Annotated in this window: 13 protein-coding genes and 2 pseudogenes; 11 read left to right on the forward strand and 4 right to left on the reverse strand. The window is 60.4% G+C overall.

Going from position 1 to position 16,843, the window contains the following annotated elements; all coding sequences use genetic code 11:
- Positions 1 to 157: 157 nt before the first annotated feature.
- Positions 158 to 367: a type 2 periplasmic-binding domain-containing protein gene (locus C5L12_RS26045; protein WP_245423035.1), complete on the reverse strand. Its 210-nt coding sequence runs from the start codon at positions 365 to 367 to the stop codon at positions 158 to 160.
- Here C5L12_RS26045 and C5L12_RS26050 point away from each other — a divergent pair.
- From C5L12_RS26050 to C5L12_RS26060, 3 genes and pseudogenes are all read left to right on the forward strand, one after another.
- A pseudogene (locus C5L12_RS26050) lies at positions 366 to 1,310 on the forward strand (ABC transporter ATP-binding protein); the annotation flags it as partial. The gene C5L12_RS26045 and the pseudogene C5L12_RS26050 sit on opposite strands and share 2 nt — an antisense overlap.
- Complete coding sequence (locus C5L12_RS26055; RefSeq protein ID WP_105374948.1) at positions 1,307 to 2,341, forward strand: 4-hydroxythreonine-4-phosphate dehydrogenase PdxA; 1,035 nt, start codon at positions 1,307 to 1,309, stop codon at positions 2,339 to 2,341. The pseudogene C5L12_RS26050 and the gene C5L12_RS26055, both read left to right, overlap by 4 nt.
- Positions 2,338 to 3,237, forward strand: a pseudogene (locus tag C5L12_RS26060) (SMP-30/gluconolactonase/LRE family protein). Before C5L12_RS26055 ends, C5L12_RS26060 begins: the two are co-directional and overlap by 4 nt.
- 72 nt (positions 3,238 to 3,309) lie before the next feature.
- Here the strand turns inward: C5L12_RS26060 and C5L12_RS26065 are convergent.
- Both C5L12_RS26065 and C5L12_RS26070 read right to left on the reverse strand, forming a co-directional pair.
- The gene (locus tag C5L12_RS26065; protein WP_342588643.1) at positions 3,310 to 3,681 is read right to left on the reverse strand and encodes a class II aldolase/adducin family protein; all 372 of its coding nucleotides are present in this window, start codon (positions 3,679 to 3,681) and stop codon (positions 3,310 to 3,312) included.
- Between the two features lie 247 nt (positions 3,682 to 3,928).
- Positions 3,929 to 4,711, reverse strand: a complete 783-nt coding sequence (locus tag C5L12_RS26070) for a TRAP transporter large permease subunit (RefSeq protein ID WP_245423036.1) — start codon at positions 4,709 to 4,711, stop codon at positions 3,929 to 3,931.
- 223 nt (positions 4,712 to 4,934) lie between these two features.
- Between C5L12_RS26070 and C5L12_RS26075 the strand changes: the two genes are divergently transcribed.
- From C5L12_RS26075 to C5L12_RS26090, 4 genes are all read left to right on the forward strand, one after another.
- Complete coding sequence (locus tag C5L12_RS26075) at positions 4,935 to 5,891, forward strand: TAXI family TRAP transporter solute-binding subunit (RefSeq protein WP_105374957.1); 957 nt, start codon at positions 4,935 to 4,937, stop codon at positions 5,889 to 5,891.
- A gap of 64 nt (positions 5,892 to 5,955) precedes the next feature.
- Complete coding sequence (locus C5L12_RS26080; protein WP_105374949.1) at positions 5,956 to 8,088, forward strand: TRAP transporter permease; 2,133 nt, start codon at positions 5,956 to 5,958, stop codon at positions 8,086 to 8,088.
- 208 nt (positions 8,089 to 8,296) lie between these two features.
- A complete protein-coding gene (locus tag C5L12_RS26085; protein WP_105374950.1) occupies positions 8,297 to 10,093 on the forward strand; it encodes a sensor histidine kinase in 1,797 nt (598 codons plus the stop codon).
- Positions 10,090 to 11,454, forward strand: coding sequence for a sigma-54-dependent transcriptional regulator (locus tag C5L12_RS26090; RefSeq protein WP_105374951.1), 1,365 nt, complete (start codon positions 10,090 to 10,092; stop codon positions 11,452 to 11,454). Before C5L12_RS26085 ends, C5L12_RS26090 begins: the two co-directional genes overlap by 4 nt.
- Positions 11,455 to 11,780: 326 nt before the next feature.
- On the opposite strand, the gene C5L12_RS26095 is transcribed toward C5L12_RS26090, so the two are convergent.
- Positions 11,781 to 12,992: a multidrug effflux MFS transporter gene (locus C5L12_RS26095; protein ID WP_105374952.1), complete on the reverse strand. Its 1,212-nt coding sequence runs from the start codon at positions 12,990 to 12,992 to the stop codon at positions 11,781 to 11,783.
- Positions 12,993 to 13,562: 570 nt separating this feature from the next.
- On the opposite strand from C5L12_RS26095, the gene C5L12_RS26100 reads away from it, so the two are divergent.
- The 4 genes from C5L12_RS26100 to C5L12_RS26115 all read left to right on the forward strand — a co-directional run bounded on the left by C5L12_RS26100 (position 13,563) and on the right by C5L12_RS26115 (position 16,570).
- Positions 13,563 to 14,378, forward strand: a complete 816-nt coding sequence (locus C5L12_RS26100; RefSeq protein ID WP_105374953.1) for a PA3715 family protein — start codon at positions 13,563 to 13,565, stop codon at positions 14,376 to 14,378.
- A gap of 137 nt (positions 14,379 to 14,515) precedes the next feature.
- Positions 14,516 to 15,127, forward strand: a complete 612-nt coding sequence (locus tag C5L12_RS26105) for a hypothetical protein (protein ID WP_105374954.1) — start codon at positions 14,516 to 14,518, stop codon at positions 15,125 to 15,127.
- 545 nt (positions 15,128 to 15,672) lie between these two features.
- Entirely contained in the window at positions 15,673 to 16,263 is a 591-nt protein-coding gene (locus C5L12_RS26110) for a hypothetical protein (protein WP_105374955.1), read from the forward strand.
- 112 nt (positions 16,264 to 16,375) lie between these two features.
- On the forward strand, positions 16,376 to 16,570 hold the full coding sequence (locus C5L12_RS26115; RefSeq protein ID WP_105374956.1) for a hypothetical protein: 195 nt from the start codon (positions 16,376 to 16,378) through the stop codon (positions 16,568 to 16,570).
- Positions 16,571 to 16,843 lie beyond the last annotated feature (273 nt).

Below are 16,843 nucleotides of genomic sequence, written 5' to 3' on the forward strand. Positions count from 1 at the left end.
AACCCAGGCGCCAGGCCGGGAGAACTACGGGCCTGACGACCTCAACTGCTCCAACCGCCCGGTGCGGACCCGCATGCCGGGTGGTGTGGGAGGGGCGGAGCCAATAGGCTCCCCCCTATCCCGATTTAGGTCTCGAAGCTCTGATAGACAGCGGTGGCTACTGACCCATCAATTCGCCCATCCGCCCCACGATGTCATCCAGCACGGCAATGCGCTGCCCGCCGGACGGACGAATGGCGAAATAGGAGACTTCGATCCTTGGCTCGAATGGAATGGCGAGGATGGCGGCCCCGGCCGAGCGAAGGCTGGTGCGATCGACGATGCCGACACCCATTCCGGATGCCGCGAAATAACAGCAGTTCAGCATCGAGGTTTCCAAATCGGGCGATATTTTGATCGCCGGTCGCGATGTGACGGATCTCGATCCGTCCAGGCGCGGGATTGCCATGGTCTTCCAGTCCTACGCCCTCTACCCGCACATGAACGTCCGGGAGAACCTGTCCTTCGGCCTCGAAATGGCGAAGACTCCGCGCGACGAGATCGAGCGCCAGGTGCAGGCAGCAGCCCAGATACTCAAGATCGAGCCGCTGCTCGATCGCCGCCCCGGGCAACTGTCCGGTGGGCAGCGTCAGCGCGTGGCGATCGGGCGCGCCATCGTGCGCAAGCCGTTGGCATTCCTGTTCGACGAGCCGCTCAGCAACCTGGATGCGGAACTGCGCGTCAGCATGCGCATCGAGATCGCCCGCCTGCATAGGGAACTAGGTAACACCATGATATACGTCACCCATGATCAGACGGAAGCAATGACGCTGGCGGATCGCATCGTCGTGCTCAAGGACGGCGTGATCGAGCAGGTCGGCACGCCGCGTGACGTCTATGAGGACCCCAATAACCTGTTCGTCGCGGGCTTCATCGGCTCCCCACGCATGAACTTCGTGGATGCGGTTTACCTGGCGGGAAACCGTATCGACCTGGCCGGCACAATCATTCCGTTGCCGCAGCCCCTGACGGGCGTGACGGAGGGGGATTCCGTCAAGCTCGGTATCCGCCCCGAACACCTGATAGTGGGAGACCGCAGGGAGGATGCGCTGCGCGTCGAAATCGATTTCTCCGAATATCTCGGCAGCACCCGATACCTCTACTGCTATCTTCCGGGCGGTGAGATGGTCACGGTGGAACAGCGCGACGGGCGAGATTTTTCACCGGGCGAAGACGCGTGGCTGAGTTGGGAGCCCGAATGCATCAGGTTGTTTGCGGCGGATGGCCGGCGGTTGCGCCCCGAAGCGGGTCTTGAGGGTGCGACGCCATGAATGCAGATGTTAACGGCGCTGCCGAACGCCCGCTGATAGCGCTCGCCATGGGCGATCCTGCCGGGATCAGTCCGGAGCTTGCCGCGAGGCTGATCGTATCACCCAGGCTCGCCGCCGCCGCGCGCCTGGTGGTGATCGGCGACCGCCGAATTCTTGAAGGCGGCGCGAGGGTAGCTGGCCTGTCGCTCGACATCGACACGGTGGGGGAACCTGCGATAGGGCAGGCACTGAGCCCGGTGCTGATCGATCTGCGCAATCTCGATCCGGCAGCCGTCACCATCGGCGAAGCGACGCCGGCAGGCGGACGCTTCGCCATAGAGAATTTTTCGTTTGCGCTGCGGTTGGCAGAGGCCCGCCGGGTGGCGGCGGTCTGTTATACGCCGCTGAACAAGAAGGCCATGCGCTTCGCCTATCCGGGCTATGACGACGAAAGCCGCTTCATCCAGGAGCTGTTGCAGCTGGCCGGAAGGGTCAAGGAGTTCAACGTCCTCCATACCGTGTGGAATGCCCGCGTCACCTCGCATGTTCCGCTGAAGGATGTCGCGGCCAGTCTGTCGCGCGAGGCGATCCTCGCCGAGATCCGGCTGACGGTGGATTGCCTGAAACAGTCGGGCGTCGAAACCCCGCGCCTGCTTGTGGCGGGCCTCAATCCGCATGCGGGCGACGGTGGCAGTTTCGGCATGGAGGAAATCGAAATCATCAGTCCGGCGGTCGATGCGGCCGCGGCCGAGGGCTTCGATGTCTCGGGCCCATACCCGGCCGACACCATCTTCCTGACGGCGCTTCGCGACGGCTATCATGGGGTGCTAACCATGTATCATGACCAGGGGCAGATCGCGATGAAGCTGATCGGCTTCGATCGCGGCGTGACGATGTTGGGCGGCCTTCCATTTCCCGTTTGCACGCCGGCGCATGGCACGGCCTACGACATTGCCGGCAAGGGCATTGCCAATCCGCTTGCCAGCGAGGAAGCGGTTATGCTGGCGGCCCGCATGGCCACCGCAGCAGCAATGCGAGGTCGCACAGCATGAGCGGCATCGTCATTGAGGATCCGCGCATGCGGACACTGGTCGATCCTGACGCCGCGCTCGAAAAGCTCTGGACCGGCGCTGCGTGGAGCGAGGGGCCGGTCTGGTGGGAGGACGGCGGCGTCACCTGGAGCGACATTCCTAACAACCGGATGCGCTGGCACCCGATCGAGGACGGCACCATTTTTCACCAGCCGTCGAACCACGCCAACGGCCACACGCGGGATCGCGACGGCCGCCTGGTGTCCTGCGAACATTCGGGCCGCCGCATCAGCCGGACCCAACACGATGGAACGGTCGTGACGCTCGTTGATCGCTACAGGGAAAGCGCTTGAACTCTCCCAACGACGTGGTGGTCAAGTCGGATGGGACGATCTGGTTCACCGACCCGTCCTATGGAATCCTTTCCGACGATGAAGGCGTCAAGGCCGAGAGTGAAATCGGCGCTTGCCACGTCTATCGCTTCAATCCGGCCACCAGCGATGTGCAGATTGTCGCCGATGATCTCGAAAAGCTGAACGGCTTGGCGTTTTCGCCCGACGAGAATCTGCTCTACATCTCTGACCACCGGCTTTTCGCATCCACGCGGCGGGCACCGCCATGTAAGGTGTTCGACGTCGTCGATTGCCGCAGACCGGCGCGCAGCCGGTCTTCTGCGATGTGCGACTCGGTGCTTCGGACGCGTTCCGGATCGACATCAACGGCAACCTTCTCACCTCCTCGCACGACAGCGTCCAGGTATATGCGCCGGACGGCTGCCGGCTGGGCAAGATCCTGGTACCCGAGATCATCGCCGACTGTACGTTCGGCGGCCCCAGCGCGAGCGGATCTTCATGACAGCTTCGACGTCGTTCTATGCCATCGATGTCAGGACGCAGGGAGTGCTGCGACCGGGCTGAGTCTCGGCCGCAGCCTGATCGAACTTGCCTGTGCCTGAGTCAAAGGCCGGCGGATCGGGCTGCCCCGCAGCATCAGGAACAGCTGGGTGTTTCCTCCTGCTCTTCGGTCGCATATTGGGCTTGCCGCAATGTCTTGCCGGCAACCACCAGTCCGTGATTGGCCAGCAGCACCGCGTGGCTTTCGCGCGCCTTCAGCCCGACCGCCTTGGCCAAAGCCACCTCGCCGCGCGGGAAATGCGCAACCAGCGGCAGGCGGCCCACGCGCATGACGTAGTAGGCCATCAGCGGCGGAAGCAGATTATCCCGATTCAACCCGTCGAGAATGCTGATGGGGACCGCATGGGTGGGATGCAGATGCACGACGGCGCCGGCGCTCTGCCGCTCGCAATACATGCATTGGTAGAGAAAGGCCTCCTTGGTCGGCTTTTCACCCCCAGCGTGCACGCCTTCGGCGGAAAATTTCGACAGTTGCGCTGCGACAAGCGGTCGACGTCAGACAGGTCTGCGAGCTTGCGGAGTGAGATGGCAACTGGCGGAGAGCAAACCTGCTCTTGCCGCCATGCACCCCTTACGCCAACCCGATAGAGAGGACATTCTCCAAGCCCAAAACCTCGCTGGTAAGGGGCCACCGCCAGAGCCGTCGACGAAACGGTGCTCTGCCATCCCCGACGAAGGTCTGGTAAATTTTTGTCTAACGACCGGTAATCCCGGGGAATGCAATCAGGATCCCCACCGCGAGCATCTGCAGGAGAATGAATGGTACCAGAGCCTTGAAGATGATCCCCAATGTTATGCCCGGGGGCGCTACCGACTTGAGATAGAAGGCAGCTGGCCCGAACGGGGGAGACAGAAACGAGATTTGCATGTTCATGCAGAACAACACGCCGAACCAAACCGGATCCATGCCCAGCGATTTGATGATCGGAACGAAGATTGGCATCGTGAGAAGGGCAATGCCGACCCAATCAAGAAACGCTCCGAGCACGAACAAGATCACCATCATCACCAAGACGATCACGGTGGGGTTGTCAGAGACACCGGTAATCATTCCGGAGACGAAGTTCACCCCGCCCATCAGGTTGTAGACGCCGACAATCGCCGTTGCGCCGATACCAATCCAGACGATCATTCCTACCGTCGCTAGAGTTTGCATGGCTGCATCCCTCAGCAAGGCGTAAGAGAATTCACCCCGCAGCATCGTTGAGAGCAATACTCCCCCAACACCGATCGCCGATGCTTCCGTCACCGAGGCAATACCGCCATAGATGGACCCCAAGACGACGAACACCACGAGAACAGGCAAGGCGAGACCCTTCAACAGGCGGATCTTCTCATCTCGCGGAATGGGTGTCGGATCGACCTTCGGAACGACATGCGGCGTCAAGTAGGCTCGTGCCAATATGTACACGACATAGAACATCGCCAGCATAAAGCCGGGGAGGAAGGCTGCCGTGAACAGCTCGCCAATGATCACCAATGATGATGCTGAACAGCATCTGCTCAGGCTTGAGCTAGACGATGGAGAGTAGGCAGGTTTCCGCTGGAGCTATTCTGAAACTGGCGAAAATTCGCCTCGCTCAATCGATCGCGCCATTCTCCCTTGAGCTTTTCCAATAACTTAGGAAATGGCCCAGCTTTTGCTCCTGACACGTCACGCGGTGGATCAGCCGCGCAACGTGCACTGGGAGGAAACCTGCATGAGCAATAGCATTCGAAACTTTGCCTTAGTGACGGTCGGTTTGGTTAGCCTTGCCACAACGGCAACGGCCGCACGTGCCGACCAGTTCATCAACATCCTTACTGGAGGAACATCCGGCGTCTATTACCCTCTGGGGGTCGCCTTGTCGAAGATCTATGGCGAGACGATCGAAGGGGCGCGCACACAGGTGCAGGCAACCAAGGCTTCGGTCGAAAATCTCAACCTTTTGCAGCAGGGGCGCGGCGAGATCGCCTTTGCGTTGGGCGATTCGGTCAAGATGGCCTGGGAAGGGGATGCAGACGCCGGCTTCAAGGCACCGCTCGACAAGCTGCGCGGGATCGCAGCCATCTATCCCAACTACATCCAGATCATGGCATCGCGCGAGTCGGGGATCACCACGCTTGCGGAACTGAAGGAGCAGAGCCTGTCTGTCGGTGCGCCGAAATCTGGGACGGAGCTCAATGCGCGCGCCATCCTGGCCGCTGCTGGGATGAGCTATGATCAGCTGGGAAAGACGGAATATCTTCCGTTCGCGGAGTCCGTCGAGCTGATGAAGAACCGCCAGCTCGATGCCACCCTACAGTCAGCGGGTCTCGGCGTGTCGTCGTTTCGCGATCTGGCCACATCGCTTGATGTACAGCTGGTAGCTATTCCCGCAGAGATCGCGACGAAGCTTGGAGCACCGTATGTCGCCGCGACCGTCCCCGCCGGCACGTATGAAGGCCAGGATGCTGATGTAAGCACCGTTGCGGTCGGAAACTTCCTGATCACTCATTCCGACGTTTCTGACGACGTTGCCTACGAGATGACCAAGCAGCTGTTCGAAAACCTGCCAGCACTGTCGGCCGCCCACAAGGCGGCTGGCAGCGTGAAACTGGAAGACGCTATGACGGGGATGCCGGTTCCGCTGCATCCGGGCGCGGAGCGCTACTACAAGGAAAAAGGCCTCCTGTAAGCGCGATGAAAACCGGGCGGCGGTGGAGGATTCGCCGCCCTCACCCTTTCGACCGGAGGATCCCATGAAACCGCTTTCGACATCCATTGACGGACATGCTGCAGATCTGAGCGCGCATGACGCGCTTGCAGCCGCTTTCCCTAAATCACGGGAAGGCCGATTTATCTTCGCCATCGCGTTCGTGTTTTCCGCATTCCAGCTTGCCACGGCTGCACATCTTCTCGACCCGCCAAGTCAGGTGCTGCGAGCCATTCATGTCGGCTTCGTCACCGTCTTGATCTTTCCGCTTCTGGCCGCACTCCTCGACAAGAGCGCACTAGTGCGCGTCCTTGCCTGGTGTGCGTCTCTGGTGGCGGCCGCCGTCGCTTTCTACCAGTGCTATGAATATACTGATCTGATCCTGCGAGCCGGTGATCCAGTGCCGCGTGACATTCTGTTCGGCATCCTGGCGATCACCATCGTGTTTGCCGCTTCCTGGGTTCTGATGGGACCGGCGCTTCCGGTCATCGCCGGCATTTTCTTCCTCTACTGCCTGCTCGGCGAGTATCTGCCTTCGCCATTGAACCACCGGGGCTACGGGTTTTCCCAGGTCATTGACCACATGGCCTACGGGACCGAGGGCATTTACGGGATTCCGACGCTTGTATCGGCGACCTACATTTTTCTGTTTATCCTGTTTGGAGCCTTCCTGGAAAAGGCCGGCATGATCGAGCTTTTCAACGATGTCTCGCTGAGCCTGGTCGGTAGCCGCAGGGGCGGTCCGGCCAAGGTGGCGATCATCTCCTCGGGCCTGATGGGCACGATCTCCGGATCCGGCGTCGCCAATGTCGTGACCACCGGTCAGTTCACCATCCCGCTGATGAAGCGGTTCGGCTATCGCCCTGCCTTCGCGGGTGGCGTCGAGGCCACGGCCTCCATGGGCGGCCAGATCATGCCGCCGGTCATGGGTGCGGTTGCCTTCATCATGGCCGAGACCCTTGGGGTCGAGTACCACGAGATCGTCAAGGCCGCCCTGATCCCTGCGATCTTGTATTTTGCCTCGGCTTTTTGGATGGTGCATCTGGAGGCAGGCAAGCACGGGCTGGTCGGGTTGCGGAAGGAGGAACTTCCCTCGGGGCTTGCGGCACTGAAGAAGGGCTGGCATCTCGTGCTGCCGCTGGCAGCGCTCGTATGGCTGCTCTTTTCCGGGTACACTCCGCTTTTCGCCGGCACCGTCGGTCTGGCCTTCATCATGTTGCTGATCCTCGGCACCTCGTTGGCGCTCGGGATTCCGTCGATCGCGATCCGGATCATCTTCTGGCTCGGCCTCGGGCTTGTCGCCGCCTCATTCTTCCAGTTCGGCATGACGATCGTCTTGACTACCCTCGCGGTCCTCGTCCTTGCCAATGCGCTGCGTCAAGGGGGACGGGAAACTCTGGTTGCGTGCCGTGATGCCCTGGCGGAAGGGGCCAAGACAGCCCTGCCGGTGGCCATCGCGTGTGCGCTGGTGGGCATCATCATCGGAACCATGACACTGACGGGTGCTGCCAACACCTTTGGACAATTCATTGTCTCTGTCGGCGACAAGAGCCTGTTTCTGTCACTGCTTCTGACCATGGTGACATGTCTCGTGCTCGGAATGGGCATTCCGACCATTCCAAACTACATCATCACGTCCTCGATCGCAGGGCCGGCGCTTCTGGAATTGGGCGTGCCGCTGATCGTCAGCCACATGTTCGTCTTCTATTTCGGAATCCTGGCCGACCTGACGCCGCCTGTGGCACTCGCCTGTTTCGCCGCGGCGCCCATCGCTCGTGAAAGCGGGCTGAAGATATCTATTCAGGCCATCAAGGTTGCAGCGGCAGGCTTCGTCATACCGTTCATGGCAGTCTACTCGCCGGCCCTCATGCTGCAGGACGGCGGCGCCTTTGCCATGGCCTATGGATACTGGACGGCCGTGGCTTATATAGTGATGAAGACAACCTTGGCGATCGGGCTATGGGGTGCAGCCGTCATCGGGTTCATGGTGATCCGCTTGTCGATCGTCCATCGGCTGATCGCAACCAGTGCCGCATTTACCCTGTTTGCCGCCCTTCCGTTGACGGACGAGATCGGCTTTGCCCTGACCGTGGTCTTCGGCATCATGGTGTGGCGCGCGTCCCGAGTGACGCCCGCACGGCCAGTGCCAGTCGACGAGTCTGCCGTCTCCTCTGCTTGACTACGTCCGCTGATCCTGCCTGCATGGGGGAGCTCCTGTGCAGGCACGCAAGTTCTTCCGCGACAGCGCGTTCTGTCACCACATAATCAGGCCAGTGGAACCTTCAAAGCGGCAGATGCAAGGTGCAACAAGAATGCTATGTTGTTCCTGTGGCGGTCTTTAAGGGGAGGATCATCAGCATGGGTTATCGGACCAGCAGGGCGGGGCGATGCTGACAGCAAGCTTCAACCGGATGGCGGCCGCCATTCTTGTCGTCACCTCCCTTGCGTCATGGTTTTCATATCATGTCGCTCGTAATCTGGTGCTTCATAAGCAGGAGGCACAGCTCGAGCAAAGTCTGGTCCTCGCTAAGCGTTCAATCACCACCGAGATCGACCGCTTCCGTTCCTTGCCAGCGATCGTTGGCGAAGATGCCCGAGTGCGCGCCCTGGCCAGGGACACGTCACCAGAGGCAATTGATGCTGCAAATGCCTATCTTGAGCGGATCGTCGAACAAACCGGACCGGCTGATCTCTATGTGCTGAACGCTGCCGGGCTGACCCTCGCGGCAAGCAATCATGCGACGCCCCAAAGCTTTGTCGGCCATGATTACAGCTTCAGGCCATATTTCCGCGACGCTCTTGTAGCGGGCAATGGCCGTTTCTATGCCATCGGCGTAACGACCAGAAAGCCCGGCTATTTCCTGTCCTCACGGATCGACATCGCCGGGGCGCGGCCGGTTGTCGTCGTCGTGAAGGCGGATCTGAGCCCACTTGAGGCGGCATGGGCGGCGGCCGGTGTTCGCATTGCCATCGCAGATAGGGCAGGGGTGGTTTTCCTGTCGGGAGATCCGGGCTGGAAGTACAGGCCCCTGCAACCCTTGGCAGATCAGATGCTTGAGCGGTTGCTGCAGGAGCGGACCTATGATGGCGTCGATCTCGGGCGCGCCGAGCCCATCTCCTCGACTGCCTCCCGCTCCGCCGACACCTCCGTCATCATGCCCGGGGCGGACAGACAACTAATTGCCAAGTTTGCTCCACTTCAGCCGGACGACTGGCAGATCGTCGCCGCAGCCGACGTGCGACAGGTGGACATGATCGGCGCGTTGTGGGCGTTTGCGGTGTTTGCGGTTGGTTTGACGACGGGAGCAATCTTCTACGTCCTGCGGCAGCGTCGCCAGCTCGTCCGGATGCGGCTCAGGCAGGGAGAACTGCTTGAACGGATGGTGGCAGAACGGACCCACGACCTCGCCTGCGAGATCGACATGCGCAAGCGAACCGAAGAGGAACTGCGGCAAGCCCAGCAGGGCCTGATACACTCGGAGAAGATGGCGGCGCTCGGCAGGATGTCGACTGCCATCGTCCATGAGGTGAGCCAGCCGCTGGCAGCCCTCGATGCTACGCTTGCCACCGCAGGTCTGTTGGCGGATCAGGGCCGGCGCGCGGATGCCGGCGAGCGGCTGACGAAGGCGAGAGATCTCGTCAGGCGGATGCAGAGAACGGTCAAGCACCTGAAAACGTTTGCCCGCAAGGATGTGTCGGAGTTCGAGGTCCTGGCCGTTGACAGCGTGATCAGGAACGTCCTTGAGCTGGCTTCGCCGCGCAGTAAAGCCATGGGAGTTGACGTTGACGTCGCCGCAGGCAAGGTGCTGGCTGTCAGGGCGGTCTCCGTCAAGCTGGAGCAGGCCATGCTCAATCTGCTCCTGAACGCGCTCGACGCGGTGCAAGACCGGCCGGACCCTCGTGTGCGGATCGAGAGTCGGCGGATCGGCGAGCAGGTTGAGATTGCCATCATCGACAACGGCAGCGGAATCGCGCCTGATCTTCGTGAGCGGATCATTGAACCGTTCTTCACGACCAAGCTGACAGGCGAGGGGCTCGGGCTCGGCCTGTCCATCGCGACGACGATCATCAAGGAATGCGGTGGTGCGATACGCTTCGAAGATGCCGAGGAGGGAGGCACACGGACAGTGATCACGGTACCGGCCGCGAATGACGCTGAGCTGCGACTGGAGGCGGCGCAGTGAGCAGGGGGCGTATCATTGTCGTCGATGACGATCGCGATCACCTGCGCGCCGTGAGTGACTGGCTGGCGGTAAGCGGCTTTGACGTTGGAAGCTTCGAGCGCGCCGAAGAAGCCTACAAGGCCGCACTCGAAGATGGCGTCGACATTGTGCTCACCGACGTCCGGATGCCCAACATAGACGGCATGACCCTCTTGAACTCGCTGCAGCGGCAAAAGCCGGAACTGCCTGTCGTTTTGTTGACGGCTCATGGCGACGTCTCATTGGCGGTCGCGGCGATGAAACGCGGTGCGGAAGATTTCATTGAGAAGCCCTATGACGCAGAGCGGTTGATCTCGGTGCTCAACAAGGCGCTCGAGAAAAAACGAATGAAGGAGGAGATCGTCCGGCTTCAGGGGCTTGTCGGCGACGTCAAGCCGTCTGAGACCCTGATCGGGGACAGCGCTTCGATGCAGGCCCTGCGGCAGCGGGTCGCGGCCTTGGCCGCAGTCGATATCGACGTTCTCATTATCGGCGAAACCGGGACCGGCAAGGAACTGGTTGCTCAGGCGCTGCATCGGCAAAGCAGCCGCGCGTCTGCGCCCTTCGTCGCGATCAACTGCGGCGCCTTGCCCGAAACCCTGTTCGAGAGCGAGGTCTTCGGGCATGTGAAGGGGGCCTTTACCGGAGCGCTGACCGAGCGGGTGGGCAAGTTCGAATTCGCCGAGGGCGGGACCATATTCCTCGATGAGATCGAGGCGATGCCGCTATCTCTGCAGGCAAAGATCCTGCGCGTCCTGCAGGAGCGGGTAATCGAGCGGCTTGGGGAAAACCGGTTGCGACCGGTGAACGTCCGCATCCTTGCGGCGGCAAAAAGCGATCTCTCCGCGGAGATGTCTGCGTCCCGCTTTAGGGAAGATCTGTTTTTCCGGCTTGCGACCGTGGACGTCCGCATACCGACACTGCGGGAGCGCCGCGAGGATATCGAGGCGTTGTTCGTACATTTCGCATCGTTGGCTGCGCGCCGGTATGGGCGCTCCGAGCGAGATCTGTCGCCCGAACTCCTCGCCGATCTGAAGAGCCAGGACTGGAAGGGAAATGTCAGAGCCCTAAAAGCGCGTGCAGAGCGCTTCGCCCTGGGCCTGGATGAACTCCCTACGTCCTCCGGAACAGGCGGAGATGCTCGTGCAACTTCTTTGCCGGACCAGCTTGCGGCGTACGAAGGTTCCGTGATTGCGCAGGCGCTTCAAAACCATCAAGGAAGTACCGCCCGAGCGGCAGCAGACCTTCAAATCCCTCTGCGAACCCTGAATGAGAAGATCGCGAAATATTCGATCAAACGAACCAAGAGTCCGTCCGTTAAAAAAGAACGAGACCCATTCTAGCTGGTGGAAAACCTCAAAACTATGTCACTGACGCCTCTGTGGTCCTATTAGAGTTCCAGGGACCGGTTTGCTGCGAGCACGCCTCCAGCGGGTCGACGGTTCGATACAGTTCAAGGCAAAGAAGCTCGTCCATCTAATTGTCCTTACCAATTCGGCAACCCTCAACGGCGGCTTAGGCACCAGGTCGGTTGTCTATGCTGGAACGGGCGAGCGCTGCAAGCTGCGGTTCCGGATACACACATCCGAAAATCGGACTAGAGTGAACTTCGGGCTATCCGGTCTGGGGCAGCAAACAAATAGCTACCTTCAATGAACGAACTAGTGGGTCATCGAACCGCTGCAATGGGAGCATCGCTAACGCGAGCCGACAGTTCGCCCAGCGTCAGCGAGGCGGCACCCGCCAGGAAGATGCCACCTGCCAGAACGCTCACGGTTCCGTCGTAGAACGGACCCAGCCCGACAGCGAAGAGGGACGCCACCAAGCTCGATCCAGACGCGATCAGGGAAGCCCCAAGGCCGGCGACTTGTCCTAGCGAGCGCATCGCCATGGCGTTGAGGTTGCCGAACAGGATGCCGATCGAGAAGAAGGCGGCGAAGCCGAAGAGCAGAAGGAGCATGAGCGGTGGTCGGCCGTCGAAGGCGTTCGATGCGGCCAGCATGAGCAGCCCGGCAAGCGTCAGGCCGAGGAACCCGCACCGCGCCATGGCATCCATGCCGAAGCGCCCCACAAAGCGACCGTTGAGGTAGGAGGCAAGCCCGATCCCCCCGGCGAGCAAGGCAAAGTAGAACGGAAATGTCTCACGGACTTCGTAGGCGTCGGCGAAGAGGTCGGCAGCGATGCTAAGATAAAGGAGCTGTGCACCGAACACGAATCCAGTCGCCACGATCAGAAGCGCGACGCGCCGGTTGGCAAGAACGCGGACGCCGTTGGCAAGCAGGATGCGAGGCCGCAACGGGATGCGGCGCTCGGGCGGCAGCGTCTCGGGCTGGCGTAGAACGACCCAGGTTCCTAACGCTAAGGCGAGCACGAGGTAGACGGCGAACATCGCTCGCCATCCGCCAAACGCGATCACACCCTGACCCAGCGCGGGAGCGACCATCGGCACGAGGATGAATAGCGAGAAAAGGAAGGACATGATGCGCGCCATGGCCTCTCCCTCGAACTGGTCGCGGATCATGGCGCGGGTTGCGATCTTCGGACCCGCCACCCCGACGCCCTGGAGGATGCGCCCGACGACCACTCCTTCGAGTGAGGACGCGAACAGCGCGACAAACGTCCCGATAGCGTAGACGCCGAGCCCTATGACCAGGGCCTGCTTGCGGCCGATCGCATCCGAGAGGGGGCCGAGGAATAGCTCGCCGAACACCATACCCAGAATGAACAAGGAGACGACATGCTGGGTAGATAGGGGCGGCGCAGGCGCAAGCTCGGACGAGATCTCACGCAGACCCGGCAGAAGCGAATCAATGCTGACGGCGGTCAGCGCGGTGAGAAGCGCGTAGAGGACGATGTGCTCTCGTGGGACACTGGGCGCCATGCCGCCATGATCCTTAGTTGTTGTCAATTGCTAGTCGCTGTCTAGCGATCCGGCCGCGACAGGGACTGCCGCGAGAATGTCCGCTCTCGGTTTTGACCCTTCTCGATAGGAATGACCGGGAAAGGGTCGGAAACTTGTCAGTTGCAGCAAAACTCATGGCATACGCTGCCTTTCGCACCTGATATTTGCCACGGAAACTCCCTGGAATTCAAAGTCGGCACTCTGATACGAAAATCAGGAATCTCGCGCAAACCTTAATCTTCACGTGGTAGAAGATGGAAAGCCCGTCATTGCAGGTATATCGATGACCCGGAGAACTGGATTGTCGCGACGGTTCTATGACAACCTCGCTATGCCCGCCCTCTTTATACCCCGACGAAGCAAGAGCTTCTTTAACCGACCGTTTTGCAATCTACGATGCGAGGGCAAAACTAGCTCGCGACGTCAAGCCGGTATGATGTGCTAGTTGCATGGACAGCCAGCCTACCGTCTTATGCAAACGTTCGCCTTTTTGTTTCAAGTGGCGCAGTACTTTTCATCCTTCCTGATAGATCTCTCGAGAGAATTCCGATGCACCGACTCCTGATCGCCGCCGCCCTCCTGTTCTTCGCACAGGCCGCGTCTGCTGCCGAAGATGGGTGCGGAACAGATGCGGCTACGATTATCGCCCAGGCCTATCCGACCGCCAAGAAGACGTCCGAGACGGAGTTTGCAATCGATGGGGCGACGATCCTCCTGCCTGACGCGGAGGAGGTTTTTGATGAGCGCCACACTATCGTCTGCCGGGTATGGCCATCGTATCCGGAGCGGCTACTCGTTGCCGTTCCGCTCATCACCGAAGAATCGGAATTGCTGACAGTCGGCGATCTCGAGCTGCTTGTGCTGGATGCCTCGAGTCTGAAGGTCCAACAGCGCCTGCGCCTGAAGGAGCGCATCATCGACGATGCGATCCGGACCAAGGCGATCACCTTCGACACGGCGCGATACCAGTTGGCGCCCGGGCAGATCGCCTTTGGTGTGCGACTGGCCAAGGAAGGATCGTCACGCGTCAATCCCTTTGAAGAGGTAAGCCTGTCGCTCTACGTAATCGACGGTGGCCAGTTGAAGCCGGTGCTCGATGGCATCGCCGTAACCAGCAATGGAGGCGAGTGGGACGGCAATTGTGCAGGAACTTTTGATCGCACGACGAGAACCCTGGCGATGGGGAAAACAGGCCGTAGTGGCTATGCCGACATTGTGGTGACGGAAAAGGCCTCATCAAGCACCACCGCCGTTGGCGGCAAAGGCGAATGCGGGGAGCGGAGCCACAAAACCAATGCGACGAGCAGGCGCGTGGTTTATGACGGCAAGCGATATTCCGTCCCCGAGGCGATGAAGCCGCTTTAACGTTATGGATCACTTCTGATGAGAGATTGGCCCAAGTCCGTCATTGCCCTGGCCGTCCTTCTCATGATCGCCCTGCCGCTGCAAAGGGGGTCGCGGAAGACCGCTCTGCCACGGAACAGGCAATTGCCGACAGCGACGTGGCGACTCTGCGGCATGCACTCGCAAATGATCCCGCGGCACTGCGAACAGATACCTACAATCCGCCGATGATGCAGGCGATCAAGGTGCTCGAAAGAGCGACGCCGGAGACCAAGGAACGGGCCCGGGAGATAGTCCGCATTCTGGTGTCGGCGGGAACCCGGCTGGACGTGGCGTTCCAGAGCGTGCTTGCCGGGTCGATCGGCACGCCAGTTACATGGATTTCCCGGGTCGCGGGGGAACGGGAATTTGTCATTGAACTCACAATGCAAGCGCCTGCGGAACAACGCTGCGCGATCGTCGCTGACCTGACGAACGACAGCAACAAGGGCCAGTGGGAGAGCGCCATGGCCAGCCTTGCCACGATCCCGGTCCGTGAACGTCTGTCTCCGGAATGCCAGGATCTCTTCCGGATGGCGGGAAGACTGGTGGAAACCGACCGAATCCCGGAACGGGTGGAACCCCTTTTCGCGGCAGGCATGTCACCGACGCCGGGTGATGCAGCGCGGCTGCTGACATATCTCCCGGCTTCTCCTGAGGGAAGACGCACTGCTGCCCGGATCCTTGGCAGTGTCGACCTCGATGCGCCCTTGCCGGACGATTTTCTCTAAGGGACAGGATATCGCCCGGGGAGCCTGTTTGCCCATCTTCTGCGGACATCCGTTGAGCGTCCGGGTCCAAATCTTCAACTCAACCTTACGGCCATGCCCGAATGGTACGAAGTGCTTTCCCGAAAGGAACGCAGCCCCGAGGCTTGTAGTGACGGCGTCATATCGGTGGCATGCGGCAGTTGGACAAATGAGCAGGTGCTTGATCCGTCACAACCGGTACCTGACGACAGAAACAAGGCCGTGCGGGCAGGGACGGATTGACTGATCCAGCACTGTGATGCAGCACTCTTCGACAATTTCACCGAGTGGAAGTATGTCGTGCAAGCCGGCAGTGGCGACCTCGTGATCAGGGCAATGAATCGCGGGGTTGAATTATCCGACCATGAGAGCGTGCTGAGCGCCGCGTTCTGCCGTGGCGACGAGACTCTGGCTACCCGGCTTATGGAGGGAAGGGCAGTCAGCGCCAACCTTCCGCGTTTCTTTGCCTGCCTCAACCTTTTGAACTTAAAGGAGACAGTGAGGCCGAGAAGAGAATACTGGCGTGGATGCTGGACCACGACGCCAATCCCAATGAACCGACCGAAGGGTTGTCTCCCGTCCGGATCGCAACGCTGCTCGACCGTGACGACATCCGGCAAGACTTGGAAGCGGCAGGCGGCAAGGCGGGACCGTCCGCGGCAGATTTGGACCGGTTCTGGCTCGCGCGACGGCTTCAAGCTATCGTCGGTTTCTGGCAGTCGCCTTTGTCATTCGAGGCGACTACCGACGATTACTCCCACAGCGTTAATCTCACCAGGATGGATCTGGAGGCGGCCGGGGAGCCGTCATATTTCGTTGTGGATCCCGACTGCAGCAGTGCCGATTGTGGATTTGCCGTTCTCCATAAAGAAGGGCGAGAGTGGCGCGTCGTTCTGAATGGTTGGGGTGATTTCCAGGCTCTCCCAGACCGTCACCATGGACTGGCCGATCTTCGTGTCAGCGCGAGGATGGCAGCGGCACGCTATGACACGACCGTCTACCGCTTCGACGGGCACCGGTACCGCGCCCACAAGTGCGAGGTTGCCGAGTATGACGGAAACGACAGTGATCCGACAGTCAGACCTATTGTTTGTTCTGATGAGGTCACCGATCAATGAGCGGCGTGTGTTTCGCAGTGGTAGGCCTCCTCATTGGTAGCTATCGGAGAGGACGGTCGACGCGTTATCTGGCCGAGCGTGGCTGAGACCTGCCAAGGCGAACGGGGTCTCAATGCTGATCAGTTTCAACCTCTTCGATGCATACGTCATCTCCGTTGTTTCTGTCTGGCCGCTGGCGATCATTGTCTCCGGAGTAGCGCTGTTTGCAGCCTACGGTTTCTCGAAGAGCCGGGTATGGCGCTCGTTGGCAGTCCTCGTCGCCGCCCTGTGCCTCTACCCCCTGGTCTACTGGGGTTCTGTGGTGTGAAACCACCGCCGGCATCCCCGCCGAGCCCTTCAAGGGCCATTTCCTGATGATCGGTCAACCCGTCACTGTCCAGCGCAGCCAGCCAATCAGCGCCATGCCGGGGAGCAAAGCAAGCAGTGCGAGCGCCACGGCCATTTTGCCCGGCACATGTATGGATGCCCCCGTTCATGCAAGTTTTTCTTTGAGCGGTTTGAACGTGTGATTGGATGCGGTCATGTATCAGGCCTTTGATGCAGTCTGGAATTTACTGCTGGCCGGTATGGAGCTAAGCGG

Source organism: Neorhizobium huautlense, from assembly GCF_002968575.1.
Lineage (GTDB): Bacteria > Pseudomonadota > Alphaproteobacteria > Rhizobiales > Rhizobiaceae > Neorhizobium > Neorhizobium huautlense.

Coding starts and splice junctions, on each gene's coding strand:
- C5L12_RS26045 (WP_245423035.1), bottom strand. CDS start 367: ATGCTGAACTGCTGTTATTTCGCGGCATCCGGAATGGGTGTCGGCATC.
- C5L12_RS26055 (WP_105374948.1), top strand. CDS start 1,307: ATGAATGCAGATGTTAACGGCGCTGCCGAACGCCCGCTGATAGCGCTC.
- C5L12_RS26075 (WP_105374957.1), top strand. CDS start 4,935: ATGAGCAATAGCATTCGAAACTTTGCCTTAGTGACGGTCGGTTTGGTT.
- C5L12_RS26080 (WP_105374949.1), top strand. CDS start 5,956: ATGAAACCGCTTTCGACATCCATTGACGGACATGCTGCAGATCTGAGC.
- C5L12_RS26085 (WP_105374950.1), top strand. CDS start 8,297: ATGCTGACAGCAAGCTTCAACCGGATGGCGGCCGCCATTCTTGTCGTC.
- C5L12_RS26095 (WP_105374952.1), bottom strand. CDS start 12,992: ATGGCGCCCAGTGTCCCACGAGAGCACATCGTCCTCTACGCGCTTCTC.
- C5L12_RS26100 (WP_105374953.1), top strand. CDS start 13,563: ATGCACCGACTCCTGATCGCCGCCGCCCTCCTGTTCTTCGCACAGGCC.
- C5L12_RS26110 (WP_105374955.1), top strand. CDS start 15,673: ATGCTGGACCACGACGCCAATCCCAATGAACCGACCGAAGGGTTGTCT.
- C5L12_RS26115 (WP_105374956.1), top strand. CDS start 16,376: ATGCTGATCAGTTTCAACCTCTTCGATGCATACGTCATCTCCGTTGTT.